The 12,310-nt window shown below is 65.1% G+C and carries 6 protein-coding genes; 3 read left to right on the forward strand and 3 right to left on the reverse strand.

The features are described from left to right. Positions 1-80: 80 nt before the first annotated feature. Positions 81-1,202: a LacI family DNA-binding transcriptional regulator gene (locus tag ABQZ09_RS09335; protein WP_349776743.1), complete on the forward strand. Its 1,122-nt coding sequence runs from the start codon at positions 81-83 to the stop codon at positions 1,200-1,202. Positions 1,203-1,366: 164 nt separating this feature from the next. On the opposite strand, the gene ABQZ09_RS09340 is transcribed toward ABQZ09_RS09335, so the two are convergent. Genes ABQZ09_RS09340 through ABQZ09_RS09350 form a run of 3 tightly spaced genes read right to left on the reverse strand, consistent with a single transcriptional unit; the run spans position 1,367 to position 6,704 of the window. Then, entirely contained in the window at positions 1,367-2,992 is a 1,626-nt protein-coding gene (locus ABQZ09_RS09340; protein ID WP_349776835.1) for an alpha-amylase family glycosyl hydrolase, read from the reverse strand. Between the two features lie 47 nt (positions 2,993-3,039). Then, positions 3,040-4,521, reverse strand: coding sequence for an MFS transporter (locus tag ABQZ09_RS09345; protein WP_349776744.1), 1,482 nt, complete (start codon positions 4,519-4,521; stop codon positions 3,040-3,042). Then, on the reverse strand, positions 4,518-6,704 hold the full coding sequence (locus ABQZ09_RS09350; protein ID WP_349776745.1) for a glucosidase family protein: 2,187 nt from the start codon (positions 6,702-6,704) through the stop codon (positions 4,518-4,520). Before ABQZ09_RS09350 ends, ABQZ09_RS09345 begins: the two co-directional genes overlap by 4 nt. Before the next feature lie 242 nt (positions 6,705-6,946). On the opposite strand from ABQZ09_RS09350, the gene ABQZ09_RS09355 reads away from it, so the two are divergent. Continuing rightward, a complete protein-coding gene (locus ABQZ09_RS09355) occupies positions 6,947-9,028 on the forward strand; it encodes a glycoside hydrolase family 97 protein (protein WP_349776746.1) in 2,082 nt (693 codons plus the stop codon). A gap of 309 nt (positions 9,029-9,337) precedes the next feature. Next, the gene (locus ABQZ09_RS09360) at positions 9,338-12,112 is read left to right on the forward strand and encodes a TonB-dependent receptor (protein ID WP_184554992.1); all 2,775 of its coding nucleotides are present in this window, start codon (positions 9,338-9,340) and stop codon (positions 12,110-12,112) included. Positions 12,113-12,310: the final 198 nt, after the last annotated feature.

Below are 12,310 nucleotides of genomic sequence, written 5' to 3' on the forward strand. Positions count from 1 at the left end.
CAGCCGGCCGTTGCGTGCGGCGGCACGGCACCGGCGGGCGCATGGCATGATGCCGGCCACTTGTCCTGCCGTTGCCGACCATGACCATCAAGGGTAAAGCCACCTCGCTGGATATCGCCTACCTGGCCGGCGTCTCGCAGCCGACCGTGTCGCGCGCCCTGCGCGGCAGCCCGATGGTCAACGAGGAAACCCGCCAACGCATCCTGCGCATTGCCCGCGAGCTGAACTACAAGGTCGACAAGAACGCCTCGTCGCTGCGGCTGCGCAATGCCGGCACGCTGGCGCTGCTGTTCTTCGAAGACCCCACCGCCGACGATTCGCTGATCAACCCGTTCTTTCATTCCATGCTGGGCTCGATCACCCGCGCCTGCGCGCTGCAGGGCTACGACCTGCTGGTGTCGTTCCAGCAGCTGTCCAAGGATTGGCAGGCCGACTACGAAGACAGCAACAAGGCCGATGGCATCATCCTGCTGGGCTATGGCGACTACCAGGAGTCGCGGCAGCGGCTGCAGTTACTGGTGGAGCAAGGCATGCACTTCGTGCGCTGGGGTGCCGCACTGCCGGGGCAGCCGGGCATCTCGATCGGCAGCGACAACTATCAGGGCGGGCTCGACATCACCGAGCATTTATTGGCTCAGGGCTGCCGGCGCATTGCGTTTCTGGGCCATGCCTCCAATCACTACCCCGAATTCGAGGAACGCTACCGCGGCCACGTTGCCGCGCTGGCGCAGCAGGATCTGGTTGCCGATGCAGCGCTGCAGTTCGATGCGATCACCACCGAATCGTCCGGCCACGCCGCCTGCCTGGCCTTGCTCGACAGCGGCAAGGCGTTCGATGCGGTGTGCGCAGCCAGCGACCTGATCGCCATCGGCGCGATGCGCGCCCTGCGCGAACGCGGCCTGCGCGTGCCGCAGGACGTGGCGGTCAGCGGCTTCGACGACATCGCGTTGGCCGCATCGGTGGCGCCGGCGTTGTCCACCGTGCAACAGGACACCAAGCAGGCCGGCACCTTGCTGGTGGAAAGCCTGGTGGCGCTGATCCGTGGCGAAGCGGCGCAGAGCCGTACGATTCCGGTGCGGCTGGCGTTACGCGACTCGTCGCGCAGCAGCGGCTTGCAGCCGCCGCTGGGGTGGACCCCGTCCGGCGCAGACACTGGCGAGACGGTGGCGGGCCGGGCGGCGGAGGGGGCTGTCAGGCGCTGATTCGGGATTCGGGATTCGGGATTCGGGATTCGGGATTCGGGGTTCGGGGTTCGATTCGGGGCAGCGTGCACGGCAGATTGCGAGATCGGCCGCACGCTGCGTAGGAGCGCACCCGGCCGCGACGGGGCGTTACCGGCGATGCCTCATCGTGCCCAGCCGCACTTCTACCTATTGCGGGCGTCGCGTGCGGCTTGTTCGGCCATCTGCGCATCGAGTTGCGTGCGCAATGCCGGATCGGTGACCGGCGCATCCGATAGCAATACCCGCACGCCATGCGCCGGCACCTGCGTCAGTAACCGCCCCCGCACCTGCACCTGCTCGCCGCTGACCGCATCGCGCCACGTGCCAGATTGCAGGAAGCGGCTCACCGTGATCGCGGTTGCCGCATCGCCCTTGTTGAGCAGCACCAGCGCCATCTGGCTGGTTCCGGCGTACTGGTACACGCGCAGGAACGCCGCCTGTTCGCCGCGCAGGGCAATATCGACCTGCACGCCACGCTGCAGCGCCGGCGTGTCGCGGCGCACACGTGCGATCTGCTGCAGCGGGCCGAAGATGGGACTCTGCGGTGCATCGCGGATGCGCTCGACGCCGAAGTAGTTGCGATTGCCGGCGTGCTCGGCGCGCCCACGCATGAAGCCGATCTCCGAGCCGTAATAGATCACCGGGATGCCGCGCGCAGTGAACAACCAGTTGTGCGCATCGATAAAGCCGGTGTCGCTGGCATCCAGCCGTGCCATGTCGTGGTTGTCGTAAAAGCTCATCAGCTCGTAGGGGTTCGCATACGGCCCCTGACGCAGGAACAGCGGCGCGGCGAGCGTTTCGAAGCCGGCCTGCGCATGACCGAAAACCGCGGAAAGCTGCTGCTTCAGCGGAAAATCCAGCACGCTGACGCCGGCATTGCGCGCCCAGGTATGCCCGGCAATCTTGTCGGCGTCGTAATCGAAGGCTTCACCGAACATGAAAAAGCCCGGGCGCTGCTCACGTATGCGCGCAACAAACGCATGCCAGAAGCGATCGGGCATCCAACCGATCGTATCGATACGGAAGGCATCGGCGCCCTGCTCCATCCATTGCAGATATGCGCCCGCCAGGTAGTCGAGCACCGCCGGATTGTTTTCGTTGAGGTCGGACAGTTCCGCCAGGCCACCCCCGGTGTTGTAGAACGCATGCAACGGGGTGTGCTGCGGGTCCAGCTGGGCCGGCGGCAGGTTCTGGTGGTCGGCCACTAAACGCCCCTGCGCGTCATAGAGCTTGCCGAAACCCGCCTGCGCCACCGGCATGGTGTAGGCGGGCGAGCCGTGGTTGCCCACGATGTCCAGCACGACTTTCAATTGATTGGCGTGCATGGCGCGGGTGAAGCCGGCAAAGTCCAGGCCCGGGCTGGGAAGATGCTCGTCGAGCTTGTAGAAGTTGACGCCCCAGTAGCCGTGATACCCGGTCTTGCCGTGGTCACTGAGCGTGCTGCCGCAGGTGATCGGCTTGCCGCCGGTAAACGCCTGATCGGGGTTGTCGACGATCGGGGTGATCCACACCGCGCCGAACCCCAGGCCGCGAATGTAGTCGGCATGCTCGACGATGCCTTTGAAATCGCCACCCAGGTAACCGATGTTGTCCTCGCTGCCATCGGCGCACGGCGTTGGCACGTCGAACGTGCGATGCGCCCCACCCTGGTCGCGATGATCGTTGCCGGTGTCGCCGTTGACGAAGCGGTCGGTGACCACGAAATACACCGCATCCGCAGCAAACGGTTCCAGGGTGCCGTAATAATCCTTGGCAGCAGGCGCCGCGATTGCCGCGCCTGCGTACATCGTCAACGCCACATACATCGCACTGCGCATCACTGCCCTCCCGAGGCCACTGGAACCCGCACCACGCACATGCCTGCAATCAGCAGGCTGAGGCCACCGATGGCCAGCGCATAGATCGGTTGGCCGCCCAGCCATGCGCGGAGCACGAAGCCCAATGCGCTGGCGGCCACCAATTGCGGAATCACGATAAAGAAATTGAAGATGCCCATGTACACGCCCATCTTGGCGGCGGGCACGCTGTCGGACAGCAAGGCGTACGGCAGCGACAGAATCGAGGCCCAGGCAAAACCGATGCCCAGCATCGACAGCAACAACCATTGCGGATCGCGGATCACCAGCATCGACAGCAGCCCTGCAGCGCCCAGCCACAGATTGCACAGGTGACTCCAACGCAGGCCGATCGCCCGTACCAGCAACGGAATGACCAAGGCGGCCAGCGCAGCAAACCCGTTATAGGCACCGAACAGCACGCCCACCCAGTTGGCGCCTTCGTTGTAGGCGGCCGATGCGGTGTCGTCTCCGGCACCGAAATGCACCTGGGTGACTGCGGCGGTGGTGTAGATCCACATCGCAAACAGCGCAAACCACGAGAAGAACTGCACCCACGCCAGCCGCCGCATCGTTGTCGGCATGCTGCGCACGTCCTGCACGATGACCACCAACATGTTGGTCGACGGCAAGGCACGTGCCAGCGCGAGCAGTGCGCCATAGGCGATGCACAGGCCGGCCAGGACGTACAGCATGCGATCGCCATGCTGCCAGGCAATGGCTGCGGCAAGCAGCACGCCGGCGACACACCACCAGGTGCTCGCTAGACGCGAGGGCAGGATGCCGGTGTTAGCCGGAGTCGCGGCAGGCGCATGCGCGTCATTGAACGCGGCCAGCTGCGCGGGGCTGTATTCGCGCGTGCGCAACACCGTCCAGGCGATCGAAAGGAACAGCACCGCCGCGCCGAGATAAAACGCGTACCGCACGCTGTCGGGCAGCTGGCCCGGCGCCGCGGTATTGGCAACCCCCCAATGCGTCAACAACCATGGCAGAAAGCTCGCCACGATCGCCCCGACACCAATGAAGAAACTCTGCATCGCATAGCCGGTCGGCCGCTGCGAGGGTGGCAACTGATCGCCGACCAGGGCCCGGAACGGCTCCATCGAAATATTGATCGAGGCATCCAGCACCCACAGCGTACCGGCGGCGATCCACAGCAGTGGTGCGTTCGGCATCACCACCAGCGCAAGCGTGGTGAACAGCGCGCCCACCATGAAATACGGACGCCTGCGGCCCCAGGGGGTCCAGGTGCGGTCGGACAGGTACCCGATGATGGGCTGCACGATCAGCCCGGTCAGTGGCGCCGCAATCCACAGCCCTGGCACGTCATCGACCTGCGCACCCAGGGTCTGGAAGATGCGGCTGGCATTGGCGTTCTGCAGGGCGAACCCGAACTGGATGCCCAGAAAGCCGAAGCACATGTTCCAGATGTGCCAGAAGCTCAAGCGCGGTTTGGCCGTCATTGCACGCCCTCCGCCGCTGCGGCGGGGCCGATCAGCAACGCACTCACCTGCGCGGTGTTGACCACACCGTCGCGGCCACCGCGGCCGCCGTTGTACTGCGCGAAGTGCGCCAGCGCACTCATGTTGAAGCCATCCTCCAGCCGCAACGTACACGACTGCCCGGCCACCACATCGAAGCTCACCTGCGTGGACAGCTGCTCGCCCACGCTATGCGGCATGACGATGACCTGCGGCTGCAGGGGCTTGCCCGGGCAGTCGAGCAGCAACCGTTTCACTGCTGCAGTGAAACCGGTGTTGATCGGGCCAGTGTCGTTGCGATAGCGCAGCGCGACGCGATGCTGGCCGGTGCGTTGGGACCGCCACTGCCAGGACTGCTCGCCTTGCAGTTCCTGCACCGGCCCAAGCGTCAGTGCAGGACTGTGCAGTGATTCGAGTCCATTCTTGCGTCGGGTCAGGCTGAGCACGTGCAGCAGGCCATCATCAGGCAGGTCCCAGGCCCCGCTCGCCGCCAGCGCGCGGCCATCCAGATGCAGCGTGGTGCCGGCCGGAATGCCGATGCGGGACCCATTGCCGCGACGCTGCGCAATCGGAGCAGCCGGGGCTTCCGGTGCGAACACCTGACTGGGTTGCGGCGGCGCGGTCGGATCGGCCTTGCGTCCAATCAGCTGTACGTGGGTGGTCTGGCCGTGCCGGGTGACCGTACCGGCGACCAGCAACTCGCCGTCTGCACCAGCCGGACGCTGCAGCACATACCGCCGTGCGCCCTGCTCCAGCACGATCTGCTGACGCTCGCCAAACAGCAACGGCATCAGGCGACGCGGCAGCTTGGGGGCCACGCTGCCATCGGCCGCAACACCAAACACGCCGTCCAGTACCGCAGACAGATAGCCTGCAACCGACCACAGCTGGCGTGGCGAATTGACCACCGGGCCACTGCGTGCGCCCTCCTCCAGATGCACCGCCAGGCTCTGCATCTCGTAGTTTTCCATGTTCGACCCTGCCAGTGCAGCGCCGCGCATCAACGACTGCAGTTCCAGCGCAATACGCGGTGCGTCGTCCAGCGCGCGTGCCGCACGCAAGGCATAGGCACTGACGAATGGCCAGACAGCGCGGTTGTGGTAGATCGGCTGCGCAGCCTCCTGCGGCCACACCACCGGGCTGCCGCCGGCCCCCATGGGGTAGTTGCGCAATGCCAGGCGTGCGCGCTCGGTGGGAAAGACATCGGCCAGCACCCCCAGCGACACGCCCAGCAGATCGACCTTGGCATAGCGCACCGGGTGCGCCGCATTGCCGAGATAGCTCACGTACCGGTTGCTGCCCGCATCCCAGAAGCGCGCATCGATGGACTGGCGCAGCGCATCGGCCCATTGCGCGTAGTGCGCGGCGCGTGCATCGCCATGCTGGCGTGCGAGCTGCTCGGCCAGGCGTAGCGCCTGGTAATGCAGCACATTGGTGGAGAGTGCGAAGGATTCGGCGATGAAGCGCACGTCCTGGCGCGTCCACTCCGGGTAGGTCTGCTCACGCCAATCCAGAAACGAGGTTTCGCCACGATACAGACCGATGCGCGCATCGAACACCGCAGTGCGGTCCTGCGCGATCGTTGCCTGCAGTGCCTGCCAGACCTGATCGGCAAACGGTTGGTCGTCCAACAGCCCACGCGCGGCCAGAAACCACACCACCCGGTCGCTGCTGACCGGCCAGCTACCGCCGGAGCCGGTGTCCTGCGCAACGAACAGGCCGGGCGTACGGCCGTCGCGCGCGCTCGACAGCTTGAACCGCAAGGCATTGCGCGTGCGTTCCGGCTCCAGCCGCGCCAATGCCAGATCGGCGGCGAAACTGACATCGCGGGTCCATACGTAGGGCCAGCGTTCGCCGGTCTCGAAGCACCGGCAGGGCACCGGCTTGCCGTCGTTGAATGCCGGATCGCGGATTGCATCGACGCGGTCGTCGGCCATTTCCTGCTGGGCCAGCGCAAACAAGGCGTCGAACATCGGGCTGGCGGTGTGCGAGCGCATTGGTTGTGCGGCGATGCGACGCTCGCCTTGCGGCCCACGCAACACGAAACCACCATCGTCCAGCGCCTGCGCTTGTGCCCGGCGCCCCTGAAATTCCAGCTCGTCGGCCAATACCGGCGAGCTTGCCGCCACGCCAAGCGTGGCGGCCATGCAGATCATCTTCAGCATCGAAGCGGCAAGACGGCTTGCACCGTCGGCCTTCCTCCCTCGTTGCACGCGTTATGGTGCGCGGCACTGTCGTGCCACGGGCGCGGACCCTCCCAGGTGCCGTGGCGCCATGGTAGACGCGCGCCCTGCCCAGACGCATCACTGCATACGTATTCATGGCTGTCGACAGCACGCAGCGCGGCCCAGCAGCTGCAAGCGGCCGCATAGTCGCCACTTGTACAACGGTTGCCTTGGGAGGGGATATGCCGCTGTCTTCACGTCGAGCACGCTCGACACTGGGCGCCGCCTGGATCGCACGGCTGCTGGTGCTGAGCGGCCTTGGCAGTCTTGCGCCACTGGCCCACGCCGAGGTGACTGCCATTGAGGTGCACTCACCCGGCAACGTCTTGCAAGTCAGCCTGGAGCTGGACGGCGGCACGCCGTACTACCGCGTGCAACGCCTCGGCCAGCCGGTGCTGCAGCGCTCGCGGCTGGGCTTCAACCTGCGCGACGGGCGCCTGGACCGCGGATTGGTGGTGCTCTCGCAGGCGCGTCAGGATCGCGACGAGACCTGGGAGCAACCCTGGGGCGAAACGCGCCTGATCCGCAACCACTACGCCGAATTGCGCGTTCGGCTAGGCGAGCGCGACGGTGCGCGGCGCCGCTTCGATGTGATCTTTCGCGTGTACGACGATGGCGTCGGCTTGCGCTATCACTTTCCGCAACAAGCGGGATGGAGCGAGGCGATCATCGACGACGAACTGACCGAGTTCGCCATTGCGCAGCCGGCCCAGGCGTGGTGGATTCCGGCAGGCGAACCGATCCACTACGAATACCTGTACAACCGCACGCCGCTGAACCAGCTCACCCTGGCGCATACGCCAATGACGTTGCGCACCGACAGCGGGTTGCACATTGCGCTGCACGAAGCCGCGCTGGTGGACTACGCGGGGATGTGGCTGCGTCGAACCGACGACCAGCGCCTGCGCGCGCAACTGTCGCCGGCCGCCGAAGGCTGGAAGGTGCGGCGCAGCCTGCCCTTCGACACGCCGTGGCGCACGCTGCAGATCGCCGATCAGGCCACCGGCCTGGTGGAATCGAATCTGATCCTCAACCTCAACGAACCCAATGCGCTGGGGGCCGTGGACTGGGTCAAGCCGTCGAAGTACGTCGGGGTGTGGTGGTCGATGCATCTCAACCAGCAGACCTGGGCCACCGGCCCCACGCATGCCGCCACCGCCGCCACCACCCGGCGCTACATCGATTTTGCCGCCGCGCACGGATTTCGCGGCGTGCTGGTCGAAGGCTGGAACCCGGGCTGGGACGGCGAATGGTTCGGCAATGGCGGCAACTTCGATTTCACCCGGCCAACGCCGGATTTCGACCTTCCCGCACTGAGCAAGTACGCCGCCGCCAAGGGCGTGCATCTGATCGGCCATCACGAAACGGGGTGCGCAGTGGACCATTACGAAGACCAGATCGCCGAGGCGATGGACCTGTATGCACGCTTCGGCGTGGACTCGGTGAAGACCGGTTATGTCTGCGACGACGGCCAAGTGGAGCGCCGCAATCCTGCCGGCGGCACGCCACTGCGCGAATGGCACGACGGCCAATGGATGGCACGCCATCATCTGCGCGTGGTGCAGGAAGCGGCGCAGCGCCATATCGCCGTCAACGCGCACGAGCCGATCAAGGACACCGGCTTGCGCCGCACCTACCCCAACTGGATCTCGCGCGAAGGCGCGCGCGGCATGGAATACAACGCCTGGGGCCAGCCGCCCAATCCACCCGAACACGAGGTCAACCTGGTGTTCACGCGGCTGCTCGCCGGGCCGATGGACTACACGCCCGGCATCGTCAGCCTGAAGGGCCGCAACGGCCAGGCCATTCCCAGCACGCTGGCGCGGCAGTTGGCGCTGTACGTGGCGCTGTATAGCCCGATCCAGATGGCCGCCGACCTGCCCGAGCATTACCTGCAGCACCGCGAGGCGTTCCGCTTCATCGAGGACGTGGCGGTGGACTGGGATCAGACCCGGGCGCTGAATGGCGAGGTGGGCGATTACGTCACCATCGCGCGCAAGGACCGACATAGCCGCGACTGGTTCCTGGGCAGCATCACCGACGAGCATGGCCGCCTGCTGCAGGTGCCGCTGGGCTTCCTGGAACCCGGCGTGCGCTACACCGCGCAGATCTATCGCGATGGCGACGACGCGGATTACGTCAGCAAGCCGTTCGCCTTCGTGCGCGAAGAGCGCCTGGTAAGCAGCAGCGACATCCTGGAACTGCGTCTGGCGCCGGGCGGCGGCCAGGCGATTCGCTTTGTTCCGCTGGAGGCCAAGCGCTGAGCGATACCGTTACGGGGCTGCCGCAGCGCCTGCAAGGCCAACACGTGAACCACAGCGGCGCCGCGATGGCGTGAGCGCCGCGCCCGCATGGCGGATCGGCAGCCACGGTGGCGCATCGGGTGAACAGCGCGCATGGAATCGATTTCATCGCCATCAGCACGGTTGAATACGTATGCAGCCCGCGTTTGCACGTGGGCGCGGTGTCTACCATACGTTGCCGTCGTGACGTCCGTCCGGGCGTGCGACGCATGACATCCAGGCGTCTGCCGGATCAAAAATCGAAGAACAACATGTACCTGGGAGGGGAAAATGTTGAAGCACAAGCGCTCTGCGCTGAGTATCGCCCTGGCCGTTGCCATGGCACCGACGTTGGCTGCCGCGCAATCGGCAACGCCAGCACAGACCGGCAGCACCGAACAATCCGCTACCGAACAACCCGCCGGCGCTGTCACCGAGTTGGACAAGGTGCAGGTCACCGGCCTGCGCCGCGCCATCGAAGGTGCCATTTCGGTCAAGCGCGACTCCACCTCGATCGTGGAAGCCATCTCGGCCGAAGACATCGGCCGCCTGCCGGACGTGAGCATCGCCGAATCGCTGGCACGCCTGCCCGGCCTGGCTGCGCAACGCGTTGCCGGCCGTGCGCAGGTCATCAGCGTGCGGGGCCTGTCGCCGGACTTTTCCACCACGCTGCTCAATGGCCGCGAAGTGGTCAGCACCGGCGACAACCGCAGCGTGGAATTCGACCAATACCCGTCCGAGCTGGTCAGCGGCGTCACCGTCTACAAGACGCCCGACGCCGGCCTGGTCGGCCAGGGCCTCTCCGGCACCGTGGACATGCAGACCGCACGCCCGCTCAGTTACAACGAGCGCGTGATCGCCATCGGTGGCCGCTACCAGCGCAATTCGCTGGGCAAGGCCGCCAACGTCGACCCGTACGGCAACCGCTTCAACGTCAGCTATATCGACCAGTTCGCCGACCGCACCATCGGTCTGACCATCGGCTACGCGCACACCGACATGCCGATCCAGGAAAACCAGGTGGGTCTGTACGAACCCTGGCAGCAGGTCAACGCGCAACGTCAACGCCCCGGCGTGGCCGATGGCGTGTATTTCTCCGATGGCATCAAGGCGTTGCGGCGTACCGGCAACCAGAAGCGCGACGGCGTCATGGCCACGCTGCAGTACCGCCCGTCCAACGCCTGGACCAGCACGCTCGATGCCTTCCACACCGAAGCCGAGCAAATCGATACCGCCAACCAGTTCGAGCTCAACCTGAGCAACTACAACGGTGGCTACACGCCGGGCTTGAACGTCACCGACGTGCGCGTCAACGATAACGGCAGCTTTGTCGGCGGCACCGCCAGCGGCGTCTATCCGCTGGTGCGCGGTATGTACAACAAGCGCGAAGACACCATCGACGCCTTCGGCTGGAATAACGAAATCACCGCCGGCGCGGTCAAGATCGTCGCCGACCTGAACTACTCCAAGGCCACCCGCGACGAGTTGAACCTGGAGAACAATCTCCAGCGTGCCCCGATGCCGCAGCTGGACACGGTAGGCGTGTCGGTCGTCGGCAACGGCTTCTCGCAGCTGGCGCCGGGCATGAATTATTCCAATCCCGATGAGCTGTTCCTGACTAACACCATCTACGGCTCCGGCTACGGCAAGGTGCCGCGTGTGGAAGACGTGCTCAAGGGCGCGCGCCTGCAGGCCAGCTTCGCCATGCCCGAGGCACTGAGCTGGTTTTCCGACCTGGACGTGGGCGTCAACTACGCCAATCGCGAAAAGCAGAAGACCCAGCCGGAAGGCAACATCACCCTTGGCGCACAGGGCGAAGCCACCGTCGGTGCGGACCTGCAATATGCACCGGTCAATCTCGGCTTTGCCGGTCTCGGCTCGCTGCCTGCATGGAATGTACCGGCGGCCGTGTCGCGCTACATGCTGTTCAATCCCAGCGACGATGCCTCGTTCCTGGTGTCCAAGGCCTGGACGGTCGAAGAAAAGATCACCACCGCCTGGCTGCGCGCCAACATCGATACCGAATGGGGCCAGGTGGGCGTACGCGGCAATATCGGCGTGCAGCTGCAAAGCGCCGACCAATCGTCACAGGCCAACTACTGGGATGCCTCGCAGCCGGCCGGCAGCGAGGTGCGTCCCATCGACGATGGCAAGAAATACCGCGACTGGCTCCCCAGCCTGAATCTGGCGTTTCAGTTCCCATACGAGCAGACCCTGCGTTTTGCGATGGCCAAGCAGGTCGCACGCCCGCGCGTGGATCAACTGCGTGCCTCGCTGGAATTCGGTGTCGACACCTCCACCGGTCGCCCCGGCGCCAGCGGCGGCAACCCGATGCTCGACCCGTGGCGTGCCAACGCCCTGGATATTTCCTACGAGAAGTATTTCGCCGATCGCGCGTATGTAGCTGCGGCGTTCTTCTACAAGGACCTGAAGAGCTACATCTACACCCAGAGCCGCGACAACTACGACTTCTCTGCACTGGTCGCCGGCTACGTGCCGCCACCGGGCTCTGCGCCGGTGCTGACCACCGGCACCTTCAGCGCCCCGTTCAACGGCAAGGGTGGCACCCTGCGCGGCGCCGAACTCACCGCCTCATTGCCGCTGGACCTGATCTTCGCCCCGTTGGAAGGCTTCGGCATCCAGGCCAGCGCCACCTTCAACGACAGCGACGTCAAGATCCGCGACCCGGAAAGCGCCTCCAGCGTGGGCGACGGTGAAATCAGCCTGCCCGGCCTGTCCAAGCGCGTCTACAACCTGACCGCCTACTACGAGCACAAGGGCTTCGAAGCGCGTGTCAGCCAGCGCCGGCGCTCGGACTTCATCGGCGAGATCGGCAACTTCAACGGCAATCGCACGTTGCGCTACGTGGTCGGCGAAAACATCACCGACGCGCAAATCAGCTACAACTTCAGCGAAGCCAGCAGCCTGTCCGGCCTGACCCTGCTGCTGCAGGCCAGCAACCTCAGCAACTCGCCGTATCGCACCTACGCAGAAACCAAGGACCGCCCGCTGGAATACATCGAATGGGGCCGCACCTTTGTGCTGGGTGTGAACTACAAGTTCTGACGTGAAGTGAACCGGAAGTTTCGATGTGAAGTGAGCTGGAAGTTCTGATGTGACATGAGCTGGAATTTTTGATGTGACGTTAACTGGCAGTTCTGATGTAACGCGGACTGGCAGTTCTGACGTAACGCGAACTGGAAGTTCTGCACCGATTGACCAGTGAACCACTGACCAGCGATGCACTCCTTCCCTGACGTCACC

It is taken from the genome of Xanthomonas sp. WHRI 6106, assembly GCF_040202405.1.
Classification (GTDB): domain Bacteria; phylum Pseudomonadota; class Gammaproteobacteria; order Xanthomonadales; family Xanthomonadaceae; genus Xanthomonas; species Xanthomonas cannabis.

Coding starts and splice junctions, on each gene's coding strand:
- ABQZ09_RS09335 (WP_349776743.1), top strand. CDS start 81: ATGACCATCAAGGGTAAAGCCACCTCGCTGGATATCGCCTACCTGGCC.
- ABQZ09_RS09345 (WP_349776744.1), bottom strand. CDS start 4,521: ATGACGGCCAAACCGCGCTTGAGCTTCTGGCACATCTGGAACATGTGC.
- ABQZ09_RS09350 (WP_349776745.1), bottom strand. CDS start 6,704: ATGCTGAAGATGATCTGCATGGCCGCCACGCTTGGCGTGGCGGCAAGC.
- ABQZ09_RS09355 (WP_349776746.1), top strand. CDS start 6,947: ATGCCGCTGTCTTCACGTCGAGCACGCTCGACACTGGGCGCCGCCTGG.
- ABQZ09_RS09360 (WP_184554992.1), top strand. CDS start 9,338: ATGTTGAAGCACAAGCGCTCTGCGCTGAGTATCGCCCTGGCCGTTGCC.